Below are 21,562 nucleotides of genomic sequence, written 5' to 3'. Positions count from 1 at the left end.
GGGCGCACTGAGCGCCCTTTTGCTATTTTAGGCGAGAACTTTGAAGGGGTTGAATAAGAAAAGGGGCTACTCGCTGTGTACCGCTCGGATCCGCCCGTTATCGTCTAATGCGACCATTACAAAACGCGCCTCTGTCACCTTTTGGCGCTCTTCAATCCGCTGCCCATGGGGCGGGCGTACCCATACTTCTACATCAATTTTGATTGAGCTATGACCGATCTCTTGTATCTGGGTGTAGACACTGACCGTTGAGCCGACGCGCACAGGGCTTAAAAAGTCCATGGCTTCAATCGCCACGGTGGCCGTTCGCCCACCCGCTTCGCGGCAGGCTGCAAGCTCAGCTGCCTGGTCCATTTGATTGACTAGCCAACCACCGGGTATATCACCATAAAGATTGGTATCTCGGCGGGAAGCCAGTAATTTTAAAGTAAGCTGCCCTTGCGGGGCCGGTACGACATCCAAATCGGTTTCCAGAAGAGTCATGAGTTAGTCGCTTAGTCAGTTTATTGTTGTAAACGTTGCAGTGAGGCACATTGCCATGAGGCGTTGCTGCGTCGCAACACAAGTGAATGGATTCAGTTAACCATAAGAGGACGCTTGTTTGAATACTCCGGTGCATACTCTTTCATCTCATAGAAGCTACCTTTTATCGCTACGGCACAACTTGGGTTGCTGGGTGATGATGGCCCTGCTGCTGGTAACGCCGCCTACTTGGGGGCAATCACAGCCGATAACCGGCACATTAGGTGCGGTCGGTTCTGACACCATGGCTGGGCTAATGCTGCGCTGGGGCGAAACGCTGACTACTCGCCATCCGGAGGTAAAGCTGCAATTCCAAGCCAGCGGCTCTGCCAGCGCGCCAACCGCCCTAATGGCGGGTACCACCCGGCTGGGGCCGATGTCCCGCCCGATGAGCACCGAAGAGCGTGATAACTTCATTGAGCGCTACGGCTACCCGCCGCTGGAGTTAAAGGTCGCCCGTGATGCGCTGATTGTGGTCGTCCACCGCCATAACCCGCTACGCGCGCTCACCCGCCAGCAGGTCGATGCGATCTTCTCGACTTCGCGTGCCTGTGGAGCCGAGGCGCCGATACGGCGCTGGGATCAGCTCTCGGCAACGCGTGGCTGGTCATTTGGCAGTATTGCGCTACATGGGCGTAACCTTGCCTCCGGCACTCATGGGCTATTTCAACAACGGGCGCTGTGCGGCGGCCTCTTTCGCACCGATATTAGCGAACACCCAGGCTCATCGGCCGTTGTCGCTGCGGTGGGCGAGTCTGCCAATGCAATGGGGTATGCCGGGTTTAACCACCTGACGCCGGCCGTGCGCGCAGTAAGCCTTTATGACGATGACGGCATCGCCATACTACCCGATGAAGTAGCAATACAGAGCGGTGATTATCCTCTGTCGCGCTACCTGTACCTCTACGTGAACCTGCCGCCCGGGGCAACCTTACCGCCCGCCGAGCAGGCTCTACTGGCGTTAATAATGTCCGATGAAGGCCAGCAAATTGCACGCGCATCCGGTTTTGTCCCCTTAACCCCAAGCGTCCTTGACGCGCAGCAAAGGTGGTAAGCCGCTGTCATCTAATTGACACATAATCGTCTTAGAGTAGGAAGTCATTTTATGCACCGTTTTCACTATAAGCTCTCTTCACGACCCACTCTTTCAATACATGCTGGTCAGTACTGTGATCACCCCGGTTTTGCCATGCCTAGTTTTGTCATGATAGCGACATGACCCCACCTCGGTTAACCTCTTCTCGGCAGCCATTGCGCTTGCTTCAGGATCGTGTGGCCACCGGGTTAATCACCGCTGGTGGTGTCGGGGTGCTGCTGGCGATTCTCGCTATCGGCGTTTTTCTGATATGGGAAACGCTGCCACTACTGGCGATTGGAGAGAGCTTGGCCCTGGCCAAGCTCTCTCCGCTGGCGTGGGGCACCCTTAAAGCCGCGCTGGCCGCGCTACTGTTTGCGATTCCCGTCGCCTTAGGGGCGGCAATCTACTCTGCGCTGTTTATGTCAGCGCGCTTGCGGGCGCGCATCAAACCCGCACTCGAAATGATGGAGGCCATTCCGGGCGTGGTGGTGGGCTTTATTGCCGGGCTCATTTTGGCGCCATGGGTAGAGCGTCACCTAGCCAGCGCTTTGGTACTGATAATCTGGCTGCCTCTCAGTGCCGGGCTTGCGGGCTTGCTCTGGCAACTGGTCAAAGCTCGGCTGCGCCGCCGTTTACCGCTCTCCTGGGCTGGCCTGTGGCTAATACCGTGGCTCGCTCTGATGGTGGCAATAGCGCTATGGCTTGCGCCGTGGATGGAGCAGCTGTGGCTGGGCGGGGATCTGCGTCAGTTGCTCGACCAGCGTTTTGGAATGGATTACGCCACCCGCAATGCCCTGATTGTCGGCCTGGCGATGGGGTTTGCCGTTATCCCCAGCATCTACTCATTGGCAGAAGACGCTCTTGCCGATGTGCCTTCGACCTTGATAGAGGGCGCCCAGGCGCTGGGTGCCAGCCGTTGGCAGGCGCTGTGGAAGGTGGCACTGGCGGCGGCGGGGCCAGGTATTTTCTCGGCGGTGATGATCGGCGCGGGCCGTGCAGTGGGCGAAACCATGATTGTACTGATGGCCAGTGGCAACACCGCTCTGTTTAGCGCCAGCCCTTTCGAGGGTATGCGCTCCATGGCCGCGGCTATTGCCATCGAGCTTCCTGAAGCGTCACCCGGCGGCCAGACCTATCATCTACTGATTTTTGCCGCGCTGGTGCTGTTTATCTTCACGTTCCTGGTTAACACCCTAGCCGAGGTTGTCCGCCAGCGCCTGCGCCGCCGTTATCGGCAGATGGGAGGCCCATCATGAAAGCTGGCACGGTCAACACCGCCTCTCGCCGCCCTCGTTTTAACTGGTTAAATGATTTATGGCCCTGGCTATGTGCGGCCAGCGTAGCGCTCTCCTTGCTGATGCTGGGTGCTCTACTGGCGCTACTGTTAGTGCGTGGGCTTGGACACTTCTGGCCCGCGACGCTTGAAGAGGTCACTCTGCGTTCGGGTGACAATTTTGCTGGCCATGCCGTGCGCGAGGTCGAGCTCCCCCAGCAAGCGGGAGATGAACGGCTGTACTTTACCGGCAATCAGGACATAGAGGGCGCCCGCTGGCGCTGGGTGGCGATTGAGGAGATTGCCGAAAGCGCGCAGCCTGATGACTTGGTTCGCCTGGAGCGAAGCCCCTGGGGGGATTTTATTGGCCGCTTGGCGGCCATTGAGCAAGACGACCAGCGCTGGGAGGGCGACGCTGCCTGGCAACGGTTAACGACTTTATTGGCGCTCCCCGCCAGCCAACGCCAAGAGAGCCAGCTACTGCTCACTACCGTGGATGGCCAAACCTTGCGCCAGCCGCTGGCCAGTGTCATTAGCGCTCAAGCCCCAAATGCGATGAACTGGTGGCAGAAAACCCATGTCTGGGGCGATGAGGTATGGCGGTTTCTCAGCGAAGGGCCCCGAGCAGCCAATACCGACGGTGGCGTGTGGCCGGCGATATTTGGCACCGTGCTAATGGTGATTTTAATGTCCGTCATGGTCATGCCATTTGGCGTGCTGGCCGCTATTTATCTTAATGAAATTGCTCACCAGGGGCGGCTGACGCGCCTGGTGCGCATTGGCGTGCGCAATCTAGCGGGGGTGCCGTCCATCGTGTATGGCGTTTTCGGCTTGGGAGTGTTTGTTTACGGCATTGGCGGCTCGCTGGATGAGTGGTTTTTCAGCGATACGCTGCCCTCGCCCACGTTTGGCACCGGCGGCCTGCTGTGGGCCTCGTTAACTCTCGCCCTGCTAACCCTGCCCGTCGTGATCGTGGCAACCGAGGAGGGGCTCGCGCGTATTCCTGAGGCCCAGCGCGAAGGAGCCGTGGCGCTGGGCGCTACTCGCCTTGAGATGCTTACCCGCATCGTACTGCCCATGGCGGCACCGGCCATGCTGACAGGCGTTATTTTAGCGGTCGCCCGCGCGGCAGGCGAAGTGGCGCCACTGATGCTCGTCGGCGTTGCCAAACTAGCGCCACAAATGCCGATTGACGGTGAGTTTCCTTATCTACATTTAGAGCGCAAGTTTATGCACCTTGGCTATCATTTATTTGATACCGCCTTTCACGGCGAAGATGTACAAGCTGCGATCCCGCTGGTTTACGCCACGGCGCTACTTTTAGTGTTGATTGTGCTAGTGCTTAATCTAACTGCCATATTTCTGCGTCATTATCTTAGGCGTCAACGGGGAAACGAATGCTAGCGCCTTTACATTCAGCCAATACCGCTCAGGTACCAGTGGCGCACTTTTCGTCCGAGCACAGCTGCCTGAGCATTGATCACTTAAGCCTCGCCTATGCGGGGAAAGCGGCGTTGCGCGACTTAACACTCAGTGTTCCGCGGCATCGTGTGACGGCTTTCATTGGCCCGTCGGGATGCGGTAAGTCGACGCTGTTACGGGCAATTAATCGGCTGCACGATCTTAATGAGACAGTGACCCATAGCGGCAAAATCACGCTGGAAGGGCAGGATATTCACGATCCGCAAACGAACGTGACCGAGCTGCGGCGGCGAGTAGGAATGGTGTTTCAAACCCCCAATCCCTTCCCTATGTCGATCTATGAAAACGTGGCCTTTGGCCTGCGATTGCAGCAGCGCCTTCCCAAGCGCAAAAGGGACGATATTATTGAGTGGGCATTAACCTCCGCCGCGCTATGGGATGAAGTGAAAGACCGCCTGCACCGCTCCGCCTGGCAGCTTTCCGGTGGACAGCAGCAGCGCTTAGTCATCGCCCGCACCTTAGCAGTACAGCCCGATGTGCTGCTGCTTGATGAACCCGCGTCAGCGCTAGACCCGATTTCAACGCTCAAGATTGAGGAGTTGATCCGTAATCTAAAGTCGGAGCTAACGCTGGTACTGGTCACCCACAATATGCAACAAGCGGCGCGCGTATCGGACTACACCGCCTTTTTGCATCAAGGTGAGCTGGTTGAGTACGGACCTACCGATCAGGTCTTCACCAACCCCCGTTTGCAACACACCGAAAACTACATCACCGGCCGCATTACCTAGGCCTTAGCGACTGAAACGTCAGGAGTGCTCCATGGATATTACTAGCGACTCTCACAGCCAGCATATCTCTCGCCAGTTCAACCAGGAGCTGGAAGAGCTAAAAACCCATCTGATGGCCATGGGCGGTCTGGTAGAGAAGCAAGTGCAGGATGCCGTCTTTGCGCTTCTGGAAGGCGACACCCGCCTAGCCGAACAAGTGCGCGACAATGATCGTCAGGTCAACGATCTGCAGCTGCAAATCGACGACGAATGCACCCGGGTACTAGCGCGGCGTCAGCCTGCAGCGTCCGACCTACGCCTGGTGCTCGCCGTTATCCGCGCCACCTCTGATCTTGAGCGAATCGGCGATGAGGCCAGCAAAATCGCCCGTAACGCCCTGCTGCTGAGTGAAAGTACCAGCACCATTCGTGGCTTGGTGGAAGTGCGCCACATCAGCGAGCATGTGCGCAAAATGCTGCGCGATGCGCTCACCGCCTTTGCCCGTTTTGACACCGACCTTGCGATGCAGGTAGTGCGTGAAGACGAGCTGGTTGACGATGAGTACAGCAGCGCAATGCGTTCACTAATGACGTTTATGATGGAAGACTCACGCTCGATTACCTCCGTACTCAGCATCATGTGGGTATTGCGCGCCCTGGAGCGCGTGGGCGACCACGCTGACAATCTTGCTGAGTACGTGGTTTATCTTGTCAAAGGGCTGGATATCCGCCACAGCGACCCCGATAACCTTGACCCGCAAGTGCTAAAAAAGTCTTGACCTGAAAGGGGTTTCCTCCTGCAATACGTCCAGGCTGTTAAGCGGCCTGGACGTTTGAATCACAAGGAGTCTCCCCCACCATGCTGGATGCTGTCACTGCGCTTAGCCGAGGTACACGCTGCGTGTATCAGTCAGGTATGCGCCGCTATATTTTTCTGCCTATTTTAGTCAACCTGATTGTTTACGTCAGCATGTTCAGCTTCGTGCTCAACCGCTTCGGTGGTTGGCTAGATCATTGGATGAACATGGTGCCAACCTGGCTTGATTGGCTCTCCTGGCTTATCTGGCCTCTTTTCGTGATTAGCCTGTTAGTGGTGGTGTTTTTTACCTTCACGCTGGTGACCAGCCTGATCGCCGCGCCTTTTTACGGTTTTTTGGCCGCTAAAGTCGAAACCCAAGTGACTGGCCGTGAACCGATTGATGACCGCAACCTTACTAAAACAGCCATTGATGCCATTGGTCGCGAATTTGTTAAGCTCGCCTATATTTTGCCCCGTGCCGCCGGTCTGTTTGTGCTTAGCTGGATCCCAGGGCTGAACTTAATAGCACCCCTGCTGTGGGCGTTATTCTCCGCCTGGATCATGGCCATTACTTATCTAGACTACCCAATGGATAACAATAAGGTGACGTTTGCCGATATGCGCCAACGGCTCTCGAAACGCTGGTGGCAAAGCTTAAGCTTTGGGGGGTTAGTCACGCTCATCACCTGGATTCCGCTGGCCAATCTCTTCCTTATTCCCGGCGCCGTGGCAGGTGCCGTACTGCTCTGGGATGATCACTACAGAGACGTGCATGGAGATGCCCGTGGCATCGCGCCGCAGTAGCGCTTATTACCTGCGCTCGGCTACTTTGCTACTTTTACGTTTTAAATCGCTCTCCCGCATCCAATCAACAATAAGGAATAAACGTATGTTCAAACCCATCGCTTGGCTGTGTGTGTGTTTAGTCAGCACTCTCTCTATGGTGGCATCAGTAGCGATAGCTCACGACGTACAAACAGACACGATGCGTATCGCACACCCCTTTGCCATACCGACCCCTCCGGGTGCGACCAATGGGGCCGCCTATGTGGATATTACCGCCTTTTCAGACCCAGTTACTTTGATTGGCGCAAGCAGCCCGGTAAGCAGCAATGTCGAGCTGCACGATATGCGAATGGATGGCGACATGATGCAGATGCGTCATGTCGGCGAGCTTCTTATTGAGGCTGGGGAAACCTACACCATGCGTCCTGGTGGTGGCTTTCACTTAATGCTGATTGGGTTAAGCGAACCGTTAACGGAAGGTGACCGATTTCCCATCACGCTAACCTTTGCTGAACAAGGTGATGTGGATATTGAGGTCTGGGTACAAAGCGCCCAGGAAGGTAGTGAAGCCGCGGATGGGCATCACCATCACTAAAAAAAGTTGCTGCCTATAAAAAATTAGACCCCGCATAATGGGGGTCTAAGGACACAATATCTAGACAATGACTAACGCTAGCTTCCTTTCCTTTTGCGGGACTCCAGCCTTGGAATTTAACCCTGACCAGCGTTTTGATTGTCGTTTGATTCATTCCTTGAATCTACCTGCATCCCTATCGGTGTGACACGCTTCTGCGTATTTGCTCACGCCTCTATCGTAATATATTTCAACATAATTGCAAACTTTTGTTACCAAATGTTTCCATCACCTTCATCCTGGGTTAAACCTTTTGCCGTGTACTCGGCCTGAGCACTAGTACGATGGGACTCTGCCTTAATAACATTAGGGCGATCGAATCCTAGACCCCTCATGGATGAATGGAGAGAGAATAACTCATTACATGAATACAAAAAGAGAGGGAGGTAGGGATAAAAACAAAGAAATGCAGTAGTAAATATAAGAAGCTTACAAAAAGCAGACAGCAAAAAAATTAGGCCTCGACTAGCGAGGCCCGATATCAGAATAGACTATAGGTAATAACTAACGTTAGCTTCCACTCCTTGTGCGGGACTCCAACCTTGGAATTAACCCTGACTAACGTTTGATTTCCTAACGATTCATCCTTGAACCTGAAAAGCATCCTTGCCTTTTTTACATCCTGTCAATCTCCCTTTCATCCGTTGAAAGGGCATTCTTTGATATCTAAAAAATAATTAATGATTAGTCAGCTACTGCTATTTTTACCGATCCTTTTTACAGATACAAACTCTTCGTCATATCGTAAGTACAATGTTTTTCTAACCTATCAATACGTCCTTACCTGTTTTTAATATTGCAGCTAGCATGCCAAAAACTCAGGAATAAAATTAAACCATATAAAATCAATAACTTAATAAAATAAAGTCAAGTTATAGCACTCTGTTAACATCGAAATACCAAGCTTAAAAGCTGTGTAAAAATGGCACATGGGTAAACTCTTACCAACCTTACATGCCAATATTGCACACCTTTACAGGTATGGTACGAGAGGTCGCTTACTGAGACCTATACAAGACGTGAAGCGGGAAATGAGCAGCGAAAAAGCGCCCCTTTACCAGGGTGGGATTCAATCTGTAATTGCGCATCGTGGCGTAATAGTACGTGCTTAACGATCGCCAAGCCTAAGCCAGTGCCGCCAGTTGCGGTGCTACGGCCTTTATCGACACGGTAAAAACGTTCGGTTAGTCGGGGAATATGGACGGGATCAATGCCTTCACCATTGTCTTCCACATCAATACAGCCACCGCCAGTCGCGCTAGCTTTCCAGCGTAAGGTGATGTGGCTACCTGCTGGCGTATAGCGAACGGCATTGAAGGCGAGGTTAGAGATGGCACTACGAATCTCCTGCTCACTACCCAGCAGGCGTGCGTCACTTTCAAGCGCGACAGTAATGGTATGACGCTGATTCGATAGCGCCAGCGCATCATCACAGATGCTTTGTAGCAAAGGCCCTAGCGACAGCGGATGGTGATCTTTCCCCCCCTGGTCGATTTCCAACCGGGAGAGCAGCAATAGATCATTGACCAGGTTTTGCATTCGCTGCGTCTGTTCCTGCATCTGGTTGATGCTTTTGCCCAAACGCGGAGGCAACTGATCAGCAATATCACTGTAGGTTTCCAGATAGCCGGAAAGGACGGTTAGCGGCGTGCGCAGCTCGTGAGAGACATTGGCAACAAAGTCGCGCCGCATCTGTTCCAGGCGGTGCAAGCGCGTGATATCCCGGGCCATTACCAGCCGTTCATCGTCACCGTACAGGGTAATTTGATACTGCAGGATTCGACGCTCGTCAATCGGCGATGTCAGCGTTAACGGCTCGCCATACTCCCGCGCATTGAAGTAGCGGATGAAACTTGGCTCGCGCAGTAGGTTGGTAATGTGCTGACCACGATCATGGGCAGTTTGTAGCCCTAGCATGTTCGTTGCAGCGCTGTTCCACCACTCTAGATCACCGTGGCGGTCGAGCATGACCACACTGTCACGCATCGCTTCAGACGACTCTTGAATACGGGCCAAAGTAGCACGCAGCCGACTTTGCGTTATACGCTGGCTTTTCTGATAGCGGTATAAACGATCAAACAATTCACCCCACATACCGTGAGCGGCAGGCGGCTCATCGTGAGGATGTAGGGTTAGCCATAAATAAAGTTCGCGTAGCTGCCGCAAGTGATAAAACAGACATACTGCAAGCCCTGCCGCAAGCCCTAGCCCTGCTGAGCCCAATAACCAGCCTAAGCAAGTACCCAGTGTGGCCAGCCACGCTAGACGCCACAGTTCACGGCTCCATAGGCGCACATTTACACCCGTGCAGAGAAACGGTATCCGGTACCCCGAACCGTTTGAATCAGGTTTTGATGCACATCGCCCAGCGCTTTTCGTAAGCGTCGAATATGCACATCGACAGTACGCTCCTCGACATACACGTTGCCACCCCAAACTTGGTCAAGCAGTTGGCTACGTGTGTAAGCGCGCTCTTGATGGGTCATAAAAAACTGCAGAAGACGATACTCGGTCGGCCCCATTTCCAACGCTTTGCCGTGTGCGCTTACCCGGTGACTTACCGGATCAAGCAGCAGGCCATTAATCTCAATCGGATCTTCAACGCCACGCGGCGTCGCGCGGCGCAGCACTGCTTTTAACCGTGCCACCAATTCGCGGGGCGAAAAGGGCTTGGTGATATAGTCATCGGCACCGGCTTCTAGCCCTTGGATCTTATTATCCTCTTCGCCTTTAGCGGTGAGCATAATAATGGGGATCTCGGCGGTGGCTTCTTCGCGCTTCAACCGCCTAGCCAGTTCAATACCGCTGGTGCCAGGCATCATCCAGTCAAGCAGCAATAAATCAGGTTGGTGGTCAACCACCATGGCATGAGCATCCTGGGCGTTATCTGCTTCGAGCACACGGTAGTCAGCCATTTCCAGCGCTACCGCGATCATCTCGCGAATCGACGATTCATCATCGACAATCAGAACGGTTTTGGCGGTCATACCAGAGCCTCACGGTGTGCAAAAAAGCCAGTTCAAAGAAAACAGTTCAATGACATGTCAGTGACGATAACACCATGACTTGATGACAGTTACATGACAATGGCAGTTACTAACCCGCCGCAGGCCACCAACTTAGCGCAATACCAGCAAAAATCAGCAGCCCCGACCAGTGATTATTCAGAAACGCCTGGAAACAAAGATCCCGCTCCTGATAACGAATTAAGCGCTGCTGATGCAGGAAAGTTGCCGCCATTGCAGCGAGCCCTAGCCAAAAGAACCCACCTAACCCGACCCGCCAGCCTACCCATGCCAGCAACCCCAGGGTGGCTACCTGGAGTAGGCCGATTATCAGGCGATCCGCGTCGCCAAACAGCACGGCTGTCGATTTAATGCCAATTTTTAAATCATCGTCGCGATCGACCATGGCGTATTGCGTGTCGTACGCCACCGTCCATAGCACGTTTGCACAGAAAAGCAGCCACGCTTCCAACGGCACATGGCCCAGCACGGCGCCAAAGGCCATTGGAATTGCCCATGAGAATGCCGCCCCCAGCACCACCTGGGGAAAATGGGTATAACGCTTCATGAACGGGTAAATAACTGCCAGAAATACCCCACCCAACGAGAGCAGCACCGTAAACCAATTAGTCAGTAGCACCAGAATAAACGCTGCGGCCACCAAACCAATAAACAGCAATTGAGCCTCGGTTTCGCTGATTCGACCTGTGGCGAGCGGGCGATGCTTAGTGCGTTTCACATGGCCATCGAAATGGCGATCTGCATAATCGTTCACCACGCAGCCAGCCGCGCGCATGACGTAAACACCGGCCACAAAAATCAGCAGTACATCACGGCCGGGTACCCCTTCAGCGGCAATCCACAGCGCCCAAAGCGTCGGCCACATCAACAGCCACGTGCCAATGGGTCGATCCAAACGCATCAGCTGTATAAAATCTGCCACGCGAGCCCATCCCTTCGGCCGCAACAGTGAACGATCCATGCTTACCTCACGAAAAATAAGATGCAGGCGCTAGCCTAGCGCGATGGCAGATCAAGGTCATCCGCCATCGCACGCAAAAAATACTCCTGCACCAACAACGACAGCCCGCCGTGATAAAACACTGAACGTCGGCCCCAGGTACAGTCACTCTCGATACCGTTCATACGAGCAAATAAGGGGGATTGGGTAGTGGCCTCAAGCGGCCCGCGAATTAAACCGGGCTGGCGAAATAACCAACTGCCGAGCGAGCGCTCACCTAACCCTTCCAAACGCTGGCCCTTTAACTGCGTGAGCGGGGCGACGGAGCGCGCCACCACCCACGGCGTTTCATCCAAGCACAGCGCTACTTCACGCAGCCATGCGTAGCGTTTGGGAGCAATGCCCAACGCCCGTGCCTCATCCTCTCGCGGCCAGCCTACGCCCTGGCGTAGCAGTCGAACGCGAAACTGCTTTTCACCTCCTGCGGCGATTAAGCGAGCAGTTAATGAGTCGGTTGAAGCAACCCACTGCCACCAGGAAGTACTCATGGCAGGTCGCGCCGCATCAACGGGGCGCCAGCGCGAAAAGTGAGGAGTTTGCCGAAAAGCTGCAGGCGTCACCAAGTTCTCCAGGGCAATAAACGGGTCGGCTAGTGTAACATGCAGCACTAACAGGCTTTTGTTTCAGCGACTTTTTTGGTGTCTGCATGCCCCCCTCACAACCAGAGCTCTCTTCATCCCACGCTGCGCTGGTCATTATTGGCACGGGAATGGCCGGGATTGGCTTAGCCCGCGCACTGCGCCGTCTCGGTGATCAGCGGTCAATCACGCTGATTAGTGCTGGCAGCGGTGACGATTACAGCAAACCGTTACTCTCCACCGGCTTCGCTAAAGGCCTAGCGCCCAACAAACTGGCCCAGCGAAACGCTGCCGAGCTGGGCGATGAGTTAAACGCCCGCATCATTACCCACACCCCCGTGGCGGCACTGGATGTGGATAACCGGACACTGCTTCTCGACGCTGGACAAGCGCCCAACTATGAAAAACTAAGCTCTGAAAAACTTAGCTACGACACACTGGTATTAGCCACCGGCGCTGCCCCCAGGATGCCGTTCAGCATCGACCCCAGCGTAGCCCCACGCTGCTTCACCATTAATGACTTAGACGACTACCGACGCTTTCATCAGGCGTTAGGCCAAGGCCCAGCAAGGGTGGCGATTGTTGGCGCCGGGCTGGTCGGCTGTGAATTTACAAATGATCTGCACGCCGGAGGTCATCACGTCAGCGTCATAGCGCCTGAAGCCACGCTACTGCCCCGCCTGCTGCCCGCGCCACTGGGCAACGCCCTGGGCGATGCCTTCAATGAGGCAGGCATCCGACTCTGCTTAGGCCGCACGATAGATTCACTAACACCCAGCAGCGGTGATGACATCGTATTACGATTGGATAACGGCGAGGCTATCAGCGCCGATCTCGTACTAATGGCAACTGGCCTAACGCCGCGTACGGCGCTTGCCGAAGCCGCGGGTCTTAACGTATCGCCGAGCGGCATACAAGTTGACCGCCAACTGAGTACTTCACACCCCGATATTTACGCCCTGGGCGATGTCGCCTGCGTCGATGGCGTTAACGCCATGTACGTGCAGCCGCTGCAAGCGAGCGCCAAGGCATTGGCGGCAACGCTTGCGGGCACTCCCACGTCGGTCAGCTTTGGCGCTTGGCCAATAGTCGTTAAAACACCCCTGCTGCCAGTGGTAGCCTACCCGCCAACCACCCCACCTGAATGCTGGCGAATTGAAGGCGAAGGTGGCGATATCAGTGCGTTAGCCGAAAATAAAGACGGACGTTTGATTGGTTTTGCGTTGACAGGGGGCTGCGTGAGAAGGAAAGTGGAGCTTTCCAGAGCAGCACCTACGCTGCTAGGCTGATTTTCGTCGCGTTCACGACTAGGCTAGAGAAGCTACCTAGTGCTAATGACCGCCCAACAACCTGCATTTGCTTTACGCTCGATTCTTTAACAAAAGTTCGATTGTTTACTAAAGGGAGATTTCTTATGCGCAAACCTGAACTCGCTGCTGCCATCGCTGAAAGTGCCGACCTGTCAAAAGACAAAGCAGGCCAAGTACTGAACGTTATTTTGGATGAAATCACTAACAGCGTTGCTAAGGGCGAAGATGTCGCTCTAATCGGCTTCGGTACCTTTACGGTACGTGAGCGCGCAGCACGTACCGGTAAAAACCCACAAACCGGTGCCCCACTACAAATTCCGGCCAGCAAAAATGTTGCCTTTAAGCCAGGCAAAGGACTTAAGGACGCCGTTTCCTAATGAAGCTCAAGCTGACGCTGTGGCTGCTGGGCATATTGCTCAAACGTGCCCTGCGCCGCAAGCCGCGCTTTCGTGAACAGTTAGAACGCATGCGCGGCCTGGACTGGGGAATTGCCACGGAAGATCTAAGCATAGCCCGCCACTACCGGATGACGCCGAAAGGCATCAGCACCGGTAAAGGGCTGCCCGTCGACTTAGACCTTGAACTGCGTTTCCGAGACCAAGCCACCGCGTTAAAAGTGCTCAAAAAGCCAACTCAGCAGGCCTTTCTTGACGGCATGATGAGTGGCAACGTGCGTTTAGTGGGCGACTCCGCCGATATGAACAAGCTGCAGAAGCTGCTCAAATATTTGTAGCCCAGTATTTGCAGTATTGAGCGATCAGCAAAGGGTAAACCAGGCAGAGGTATAACAGCTATCGATGGACATACCTCATCAACGCTTAGTGTACTTCCGCGTTACCCTGGAGTCTGGTTCAGTGCGCCGTGCTGCGGCGCGTCTGGACATTGCTCCCTCGGCAGTCAGCAGGCAAATTTCGCTGCTGGAAGAAGCCTTGGGAGCCACCCTCATGGAGCGTCAGCGCGGCGGCATTTCACCGACCCCGGTCGGTGAAATGCTGCTTGAATACTGCGAACGTCGCGGCGCACTGGACGAAGGCTTTATCGCGTCACTTGAAGCCTACCAGCGCATGGAAACCGGCAAGATATCGCTCACCGTCGGTGAAGGATTTGTCAGTGACCTAGTAGCGTCGCCGCTGCACGAATTTACCCAACGCTATGCGGGCATTCAGCTCGACATCCATACCGCAGGCACCTCGGGCATTATTGACGCCATTGTCGGCGATCACAGTCATATCGGCTTGATGTTCCATGAGCGTACCCATCCCCAGCTGCGTTTCTGGTCATCCAGTCCTCAGCCACTGATGGCTATTCTGCCGCCGGATCACCCATTGACCAGCCAGACGTCACCTCTCACGCTGACTCAGCTTAGCGCCCAGCCGATGGCCATGTGGGACACCACACATGGGGTGCGTCAAATGGTCGACCAAGCATTTCAGCAGTCTCGTATAGTCCCGCGCATGGCAATGAATACAAATTCCATGGTGGTATTAGCACAGTATGTGCGCAGCGGCATGGGCATTACCCTACTGCCCTCCTTTGCCGTCGCACACGATTTAGAAGCTGGCACGCTAGTGGCGCGTAAGGTAGATAATCCCCTTTTTCAGCGCTCCCAGGCCCACATGGTCACGCGCGTAGGCCGCCAACAGCCCAAGGCTAGCATTCTGCTGCTCAGACACTTACAGCGCTGGATGCAGGCCTTTCGCGACCCGGCCTCAGCAAGCGATTAACCAACGCCACTACCGTAGCCAAATGCCACGCTGGCTTCCGGTGCCGTTTCCACCCAGACGCTTTGCGGCACCGTGTATTCACGCAGGCCGTCCAAACCGCTTGAGCGACCGAAGCCACTATCGCCAAAGCCACCAAACGGCGACATCACGCTGATCGCCTTGTAGCTATTGATCCATACCGTGCCAGCACGCAATTGCCCCGCCACACGATGCGCTCGCGCCACATCCTGACTCCAAACGGCGCCAGCCAAACCAAAGCGAGTTTCGTTGGCGAGCTGAATGGCTTCGGCTTCGCCGTCAAAGGCCATGGCGATCAACACCGGGCCGAAAACCTCTTGCTGAACGATCTCCATATCCGGCGTGACATCGACCAACACGGTAGGGGCGATAAAATAGCCATGAGCCTCATCTGGCAGTCCTTCGGGACGCTTGCCACCCGTTAACACTCTCGCGCCTGCCGCTTCGGCGGCCTCAATCATCCGGGTGACCTGCTCAAATTGACGGCGATTCTGCAAAGGCCCCATGCGCGTCGCTTCATCGCTGGGAAGGCCGACCGCAATCTGTTCCGCGGCCCGGGCCAAACGGCTGGTAACCTGCTCAAACACCGAACGCTCGATCAGCAGCCGTGAGCCCGCCACACAGCTCTGGCCGGCGGCAGCAAAAATTGCCGCCTGGGCCCCCGCGACAGCTTCATCCAGCTTGGCATCGGCAAACACGATATTGGCGGATTTGCCCCCCAGCTCTAACACGCTGGGCACCAAGCGGCGGGCGCCGGCTTCAGCAATCATGCGGCCACTCTGGGGAGAGCCCACGAATACCAGCTTGCTGATAGTGGGGTGGTCGGTCAGCGCTGCGCCGGTCGACTGGCCTAGGCCGTTGACGATATTGATCAGCCCTTTAGGAAGCCCGCCGCTTTCAAGTAGCTTAGCAATCACCACCGATGAGAAGGGCGTCAGTTCGGAAGGCTTAAGTACTACCCCATTGCCCGCTGCTATGGCCGGGGCCACTTGCCAGGCGCAGGTGAACATTGGAGCGTTCCAGGGGGTAATCTGCCCCACCACGCCATAGGGGACATGACGTACATAGTTAAGGTGCGAGGTAGGCACTGGAATCACTTCGCCGTGCTGCTTGTCGCACCAGCCCGCGTAGTATTCAAACATCTCACGCACCTTGCCTACTTCAGCCCGGCAGTCACGAATCGGCTTACCGGCAACGACGCTCTCCAACTGCGCCAGTGCTTCTTCATGGCCCTCTAGCCCACGCAGCGCCGCATTCATGCGCCGTCCACGTTCGCTGGCGGTAAGCGCCATCCATTCACGCTGCCCACGCGTAGCCGCTTGAGTAGCACGCTCAATTAACGCCGCACCCGCATCACGATAGCTCACCAGCGCTTCGCCGGTGGCCGGATTGATCAAGTTGATTTCCTCACCCTCCCCTGCGACTAATGCGCCATCAACCCAGTTACTTAGCGGCGTGGCAGCGGCCAAGCCGAATCCTTCAAGCAGTTGTGCAAGATGGTCGCAGGCTTGTTGGTTAAGTGAGCTCATTGGTTGCCCTCCGTTTGGCTGCCACGCGCTAATATCGGCGTAGTGATATGGTTAAAGTCATCGCTATCAGTTGGCTGCTCGGGGTTTGCGTGCCACGCATCGACAACGGCTTGCAGCAGCGGTAACGGCCAGCCCAACTGCTCAGCGGCATCCCGTGCCAAACGCAGATCCTTGCGCATCAAGCCGGTGGTAAAGCCAGAATCGAAGCGCTCGCTCAGCACCCACTCGGGGAAGTTGACTTCGCTGACCGCGCTGCGTCCAGAGCCACTATTGAGGCCCGCTAAACAGGCGGCAGGATCCACACCGGCTTTGGCTGCCATAGCTACGGCTTCGGCGGTGGTTAACAAGTGCGCGGCACACAGGTAATTATTGGCAAGTTTCACTACATGGCCGCTACCAGGGCCGCCCACATGGGTGCGCTTGGCTGACATCGCCTCCAACATCGGCAATACCCGTTCAATGGTGCTTTCATCGCCTCCTAACAGCATTCCCAGCTTGCCGCTGGCAGCACCTTTAGGCCCACCGCTAACTGGAGCGTCCAACCACAGTAGGCCCGCTGCGGTTACTTTTTCGGCCAATTCACGAGTCACGGCGGGGTCGCTGGTCGAGGTATCGACAATCACACTGCCTTTAGGCGCCAGGGTGAGTAAGCCTGGGGATTGCTCAATCACCTCACGTACATGGACAGAAGTGGGCAGCGAAAGCAGATACACATCGCTTGCGGGCAGCGCATCGGGCGCCACAACGGTTAGTCCCTGAGCAGCAAGGCGAGATCGCGCTTGCTCAAACACATCGCTACCCGTTACTTCAAATCCTGCTGCTTTGAGGGTGAGCGCCATATTGCCACCCATCTGCCCAAGACCAATCACCACGATCGATAACGCTGTTGTTGAAGACATAGGTGAAGACATCGTAAATGCTCCTTGAACGCCCTAATACTTGAAAGACGCTATGTTCGGCGTAGACGCTCCCCTACCCAGTGGGCATCAGAGAGCGCATAACGCTTTTCGTTGAGAAAAAGGGGGCGACTTAGACGAGCAGCGCCCTTACCAGCTCCACCCAGTAGCGCGTCCCTAGCGGCAGCAGCGCATCGTTGAAGTCATAACGCGGGTTGTGCAGCGAGGCAGAATCTTCGCCGTTGCCCATCCAGATATAGGCGCCTGGTCGCTCGGCTAGCAGAAACGAAAAATCTTCAGAGGCCATGCTGGGCGGCGGGTTGCGCTTTACTTTGTCGCTGCCGAGCAAGCTTTCCAGCACCGTCGCGCAGTGCTGGGCATGTTCCGGGGTATTGATAGTAGCCGGGTAGCAGCGCTGGTAATCCAGTTCAACGGCTAAGCCGTGAAACTCTGCCAAACTGCCAATCGCTTGTTTAAAGCGTGCTTCCAAATGCTCTTTAAGCGTCATATCAAAGCAGCGCAGCGTACCGCGCAGCTCGACCTGCTCCGGAATCACATTGAAGGTATCCCCGGCGTGAATGCTGGTAATACTCAGCACCGCCGATTTATCCGGCGGCGTTTCACGGCTCACCAACCCCTGTAACTGACTGACCAGTTGGCAGCTTGCCAGCACCGTATCGATGCCCAAGTGTGGCATCGCGGCGTGGCATCCCTTGCCAATCAGTTTTAGGGTAAAAATATCGAAAGCCGCCATCACATCGGTGTCATGCACCGCTGCCTCACCTACCGGCAGGCCCGGCCAATTATGCAGACCGTATACGGCATCCATGGGAAAGCGCTCAAACAGGCCCTCTTCGACCATGACGCGTCCACCACCAGCGCTCTCTTCAGCGGGCTGAAAGATAAACACCACCCGGCCTTTGAAATCCGGCTGCTGCTTTAACGCCCAGGCGGCGCCCAGCAGCATGGACGTATGACCATCGTGGCCACAGGCGTGCATTTTGCCGGACGTTTGCGAGGCGTAGGCAAGCCCCGTCTCTTCGAGGATATCCAGGGCGTCAATATCGGCCCGTAGGCCGATGGTTTTGCCTTCCCCCTGTTGACCATCCAGAGCGGCGACCACACCCGTTCCAGCAATCCCGGTAATTACCTCAAAGCCCCACTCAGTCAGCAGCGCTGCAATACGCGCACTGGTACGGTGCTCCTCAAACGCGGTTTCCGGATGCTGGTGGAAATCGTGACGCCACGCTTTTAATGTTTCGCTATCCGGCAAGTTTACTGAGGCAGTCATCGTCCTATCCTTAAAGCATTATGTGAGCGACAACGGCAGAGCCGATAAAGGTGCCGGTGAATACCAGTAAGGCCACGATCACTAGCTTCCAGCCGGTCTGCCTGAACATGGCAAACTCACGTCCGGTCAGCGCCAGCCCTGCATAGGCCAATACCGGCGTGACCACTGCCAGGAAATCCACTTCAGCGAGCCGTGCGATAATCCAGCCATTGCCAGGGAAGAATGGCAGCGTCGCGATAATACTGATCAGCGATACCCAGGCCACACTGGGCAGGTAAAAGGGGCATATGCGCCCGATGACCAAGCCGATAATGACCATGACATACAGAATCAACATGCCGGGCAGTGCGTCTAATAAAGGCGAACCGTTGACGATATTGCTAAACCATGCCGCCACACACACGGCTGCCAGTACCAACGCGGTTTTGCCTAGCTGGTTTTCGGGACGTAGCTCTTTTAACGCCTCAGCATCGAACTGATCGATTGGGCTCTCATGAGTTTTCATGGCTAACCTCCTGGCGCGAGCCTTTTAAGCGCTTGTACATCCACTCAGTGACTGGGAGCGCGATAAATAGCGAGATATACAGACCGGTGGCGTAGGTAAGCAGGTTGCTTGCCCCGGCAAAGGCGAGTAGTTCATCTTTGGATGCTGGTACCGCTTCGGCTAATGCGGCCGAACACGCCGCCACCATACTGCCACTGCCCACCCCGCAGGCCATGGCCAGAGCACGAATATCGAGAATATCCAGCGAGGCGATATACCCCGCCATTAAGGCGAAATAGAGCGTACCGAACATGGTGCCCACCACGTACACGCCCATAATGCCGATGCCTTCAGGGCTTCTGAGGCCGTAGCGATCTGAAATAATGGCAATATTGGGTTCGCGGGCGATGGAGTAGGTAGCACCAATCGCTTCACGGCCCATTTTGAGCACCAGGACGGCAAAGGGCAGCGCGATCAACATGGTGCCGAGATTACCTAGCTCCTGGAGAATCAGCGCGGGGCCAGCGGCAATGATCTGCTCAATGGCAGGCCCGATAGTAGAGCCGAATTTAGCAATAAACGGCAGGATGGCGATAAGGATGATGGGGCCAGCCGCATTGCTGACCGGCTTGGGAATCACCTTGCCCATAGTCGAAAAAAGGTGGGGATTGAAAATAACGCCAATGATAAAGGCGTAAAGCAGCGGTAGTAACAGCAGTGTTCCCGGTCCGAGTGGAATGCGCACAATGCCTATCCACTCGGCAAACATCGACGTCACGATCACCGTCAGGTGCAGACGCCAGTCCAGCAGCAGCTTGAGATCCATTGGAGTGTTCCCTGTTTTTTTAGTGTCACTCCGAGTATCGAAAGGTTGCCGTTCCAATCATAGTGCTTTAGTGCGCTATTTTTTAGAACACCTAGCTGACCACAGTGCTGCTAGCCTGTGGCGGCTACGCACTCGCCTCAAGCGGTGCTGAAGAGACCTCGCGATTAAAACACAACAACCACACCACCACGGCAACGCCCGCGACGCCTGCCAGGGCAAAAAACGCCGCCTCGTAGCTCAACCAGCTCGCCACCACGCCCGCAAAACTAGCGCTGAGCGCCGCGCCGACGCCTTGAATCGTCATCACCGCGCCTAACCCCATGTTCACACGCCCGGTACCGCGCAGTATTTGCGCCACAATGCCCGGCGTTGCTACGCCCAATAACCCCGCGCCGACACCGTCCAGTATTTGTACGGGCACCACACTCCAGAGCCCCGGCACCGTGCCCGCCAAAACACCGCGGACAGGTAACACAAGTAGCGCCACCAAAAACAGCAGCCAATAGCCGTTCTTGTGCGAGTACCACGCAGCCAGAAGGGCCATCGGAATCATCGTTGCTTGAGCGATCACGACCGTACCAGCGGTATAAACAGCAGGATTCATCAGCTCATTGGTGGCCACGCGCTGACCCAACAACGGCAACATGGCGGCATTGCCTAGATGAAACAGCAAAAGCGTAAGCCCCACGACCATCAACATGGGGTGATCACGAAACACCTGGGCGATGTTGATCGTTTGGTGCGTTGTTTTATCCAGCCCACGGGCCTCTTCATAATCGATTTCGGCGGGGTTAATCCTAAGCACCAAAAAGATGGTTAACGCGGCCATAAAAGCCATCAAATAAAACACCGCCTCAACGCCGTAAAAATAGCCCGCCAAGGCCGCCAACACGGCGGCGGTAGCATTGCCGCCATGGTTATAGGCCTGGTTTTGACCCAACTGGTGGGCGAGCCCCGTCTGGCCCACCAAGCCTAGCGTTAAGCTGAGAATGGCCGGGCCAATCGCCGCCGCGGCGATGCCCGTGGCAATCTGTGAAAACGCAATAAACCAGGTTTGCGGCCAGAACAATAGAACCAGATTGACGGTGGCTACCAATACCGCACAGCCCACCACTAACAAACGTTTATAGCGTGTGGCATCTGCTAACATACCGGCGGGCGTTGTCGCTATCAGGCTAGCAAACCCGGCAATGGTCATCACGAAGCCGATTTCAGCGGGCGACCACCCCAGCGCAACAAGATAAATGCCTAAAAACGGGCCGAGGCCATCGCGCACATCGGCCAGCGAAAAATTTACCAGCGACAATGCACGCGTCGAGCGTAAAACGGCAGGCTGCTTATTATTCATGGATGTTCCTATCACAACGACTACCGATCAAAATGTGGCTACCATCAGCATCAGGCAAGCCGCGCGAAGCAACAATGACAGCAATATCTTATACCAACCCAGTACGTGAGTAGGACAGCTGAATTTCAACGTATAGCAATTTAAGGTATGGCAAGCAGCAGAATAAGCGCATGTCGCTAAACGTTGATTGAACCGGTAGCGACAAACGCCCCGGCCACCCTCTATACTAGCAACTTATACTAAAGTCTA

Annotated in this window: 22 protein-coding genes; 11 read left to right on the top strand and 11 right to left on the bottom strand. The window is 55.3% G+C overall.

What is annotated here, in order from left to right:
- Positions 1-66: 66 nt before the first annotated feature.
- Complete coding sequence (locus V8L71_RS15460) at positions 67-483, bottom strand: acyl-CoA thioesterase (protein WP_336274687.1); 417 nt, start codon at positions 481-483, stop codon at positions 67-69.
- 196 nt (positions 484-679) lie between these two features.
- On the opposite strand from V8L71_RS15460, the gene V8L71_RS15455 reads away from it, so the two are divergent.
- The 7 genes from V8L71_RS15455 (at position 680) to V8L71_RS15425 (ending at position 7,244) form a co-directional block, all read left to right on the top strand.
- Positions 680-1,576, top strand: coding sequence for a PstS family phosphate ABC transporter substrate-binding protein (locus V8L71_RS15455; RefSeq protein ID WP_336274686.1), 897 nt, complete (start codon positions 680-682; stop codon positions 1,574-1,576).
- A gap of 161 nt (positions 1,577-1,737) precedes the next feature.
- The gene (locus tag V8L71_RS15450) at positions 1,738-2,856 is read left to right on the top strand and encodes an ABC transporter permease subunit (protein ID WP_336274685.1); all 1,119 of its coding nucleotides are present in this window, start codon (positions 1,738-1,740) and stop codon (positions 2,854-2,856) included.
- The gene (gene pstA / locus V8L71_RS15445; RefSeq protein WP_336274684.1) at positions 2,853-4,277 is read left to right on the top strand and encodes a phosphate ABC transporter permease PstA; all 1,425 of its coding nucleotides are present in this window, start codon (positions 2,853-2,855) and stop codon (positions 4,275-4,277) included. Before V8L71_RS15450 ends, pstA begins: the two co-directional genes overlap by 4 nt.
- On the top strand, positions 4,271-5,086 hold the full coding sequence (gene pstB / locus V8L71_RS15440) for a phosphate ABC transporter ATP-binding protein PstB (protein WP_179914927.1): 816 nt from the start codon (positions 4,271-4,273) through the stop codon (positions 5,084-5,086). Before pstA ends, pstB begins: the two co-directional genes overlap by 7 nt.
- A 31-nt stretch (positions 5,087-5,117) precedes the next feature.
- Positions 5,118-5,843, top strand: a complete 726-nt coding sequence (gene phoU, locus V8L71_RS15435; RefSeq protein ID WP_008956462.1) for a phosphate signaling complex protein PhoU — start codon at positions 5,118-5,120, stop codon at positions 5,841-5,843.
- An 80-nt stretch (positions 5,844-5,923) separates the two neighbouring features.
- Positions 5,924-6,667: a sulfate transporter CysZ gene (cysZ, locus tag V8L71_RS15430; RefSeq protein ID WP_176302977.1), complete on the top strand. Its 744-nt coding sequence runs from the start codon at positions 5,924-5,926 to the stop codon at positions 6,665-6,667.
- Positions 6,668-6,752: 85 nt separating this feature from the next.
- Positions 6,753-7,244, top strand: a complete 492-nt coding sequence (locus V8L71_RS15425; protein ID WP_336274683.1) for a copper chaperone PCu(A)C — start codon at positions 6,753-6,755, stop codon at positions 7,242-7,244.
- Positions 7,245-8,291: 1,047 nt separating this feature from the next.
- Here the strand turns inward: V8L71_RS15425 and phoR are convergent.
- The 4 genes from phoR to V8L71_RS15405 form a co-directional block, all read right to left on the bottom strand.
- Complete coding sequence (phoR, locus tag V8L71_RS15420) at positions 8,292-9,578, bottom strand: phosphate regulon sensor histidine kinase PhoR (RefSeq protein WP_008957134.1); 1,287 nt, start codon at positions 9,576-9,578, stop codon at positions 8,292-8,294.
- A 2-nt stretch (positions 9,579-9,580) separates the two neighbouring features.
- The gene (phoB, locus tag V8L71_RS15415; RefSeq protein WP_008957133.1) at positions 9,581-10,270 is read right to left on the bottom strand and encodes a phosphate regulon transcriptional regulator PhoB; all 690 of its coding nucleotides are present in this window, start codon (positions 10,268-10,270) and stop codon (positions 9,581-9,583) included.
- Between the two features lie 109 nt (positions 10,271-10,379).
- Positions 10,380-11,270 carry a 4-hydroxybenzoate octaprenyltransferase gene (gene ubiA, locus V8L71_RS15410; protein WP_336274682.1) on the bottom strand — a complete coding sequence of 297 codons (891 nt, stop codon included), beginning with the start codon at positions 11,268-11,270 and terminating at the stop codon, positions 10,380-10,382.
- 35 nt (positions 11,271-11,305) lie between these two features.
- Positions 11,306-11,917, bottom strand: coding sequence for a chorismate--pyruvate lyase family protein (locus V8L71_RS15405; RefSeq protein ID WP_336274681.1), 612 nt, complete (start codon positions 11,915-11,917; stop codon positions 11,306-11,308).
- 38 nt (positions 11,918-11,955) lie between these two features.
- Between V8L71_RS15405 and V8L71_RS15400 the strand changes: the two genes are divergently transcribed.
- The 4 genes from V8L71_RS15400 (at position 11,956) to V8L71_RS15385 (ending at position 14,921) form a co-directional block, all read left to right on the top strand.
- Positions 11,956-13,176 (top strand): NAD(P)/FAD-dependent oxidoreductase, encoded by a 1,221-nt coding sequence (locus V8L71_RS15400; RefSeq protein WP_336274679.1) that lies wholly within the window; start codon positions 11,956-11,958, stop codon positions 13,174-13,176.
- A gap of 125 nt (positions 13,177-13,301) precedes the next feature.
- Positions 13,302-13,574 (top strand): HU family DNA-binding protein, encoded by a 273-nt coding sequence (locus tag V8L71_RS15395; protein ID WP_007112276.1) that lies wholly within the window; start codon positions 13,302-13,304, stop codon positions 13,572-13,574.
- Positions 13,574-13,930, top strand: coding sequence for a hypothetical protein (locus V8L71_RS15390; protein ID WP_008957129.1), 357 nt, complete (start codon positions 13,574-13,576; stop codon positions 13,928-13,930). Before V8L71_RS15395 ends, V8L71_RS15390 begins: the two co-directional genes overlap by 1 nt.
- Before the next feature lie 64 nt (positions 13,931-13,994).
- The gene (locus V8L71_RS15385) at positions 13,995-14,921 is read left to right on the top strand and encodes a LysR family transcriptional regulator (protein ID WP_101146927.1); all 927 of its coding nucleotides are present in this window, start codon (positions 13,995-13,997) and stop codon (positions 14,919-14,921) included.
- Here the strand turns inward: V8L71_RS15385 and V8L71_RS15380 are convergent.
- The 6 genes from V8L71_RS15380 to V8L71_RS15355 all read right to left on the bottom strand — a co-directional run bounded on the left by V8L71_RS15380 (position 14,918) and on the right by V8L71_RS15355 (position 21,313).
- Positions 14,918-16,468: an aldehyde dehydrogenase family protein gene (locus tag V8L71_RS15380; protein WP_336274678.1), complete on the bottom strand. Its 1,551-nt coding sequence runs from the start codon at positions 16,466-16,468 to the stop codon at positions 14,918-14,920. The genes V8L71_RS15385 and V8L71_RS15380 overlap by 4 nt on opposite strands.
- A complete protein-coding gene (locus tag V8L71_RS15375; protein ID WP_336274677.1) occupies positions 16,465-17,379 on the bottom strand; it encodes an NAD(P)-dependent oxidoreductase in 915 nt (304 codons plus the stop codon). Before V8L71_RS15375 ends, V8L71_RS15380 begins: the two co-directional genes overlap by 4 nt.
- Before the next feature lie 118 nt (positions 17,380-17,497).
- A complete protein-coding gene (locus tag V8L71_RS15370) occupies positions 17,498-18,655 on the bottom strand; it encodes a M20 aminoacylase family protein (RefSeq protein WP_336274676.1) in 1,158 nt (385 codons plus the stop codon).
- 10 nt (positions 18,656-18,665) lie between these two features.
- Positions 18,666-19,160 carry a hypothetical protein gene (locus V8L71_RS15365; RefSeq protein WP_101146929.1) on the bottom strand — a complete coding sequence of 165 codons (495 nt, stop codon included), beginning with the start codon at positions 19,158-19,160 and terminating at the stop codon, positions 18,666-18,668.
- The gene (locus V8L71_RS15360; protein ID WP_101146930.1) at positions 19,147-19,965 is read right to left on the bottom strand and encodes a DUF3100 domain-containing protein; all 819 of its coding nucleotides are present in this window, start codon (positions 19,963-19,965) and stop codon (positions 19,147-19,149) included. Before V8L71_RS15360 ends, V8L71_RS15365 begins: the two co-directional genes overlap by 14 nt.
- A gap of 124 nt (positions 19,966-20,089) precedes the next feature.
- The gene (locus tag V8L71_RS15355) at positions 20,090-21,313 is read right to left on the bottom strand and encodes an MFS transporter (protein ID WP_336274675.1); all 1,224 of its coding nucleotides are present in this window, start codon (positions 21,311-21,313) and stop codon (positions 20,090-20,092) included.
- Between the last annotated feature and the right edge of the window lie 249 nt (positions 21,314-21,562).

Origin of the sequence: Vreelandella indica (assembly GCF_037070225.1) — a bacterium.
GTDB lineage: Bacteria > Pseudomonadota > Gammaproteobacteria > Pseudomonadales > Halomonadaceae > Vreelandella > Vreelandella arctica.
This window is presented reverse-complemented; position numbering and strand designations above follow the sequence as displayed.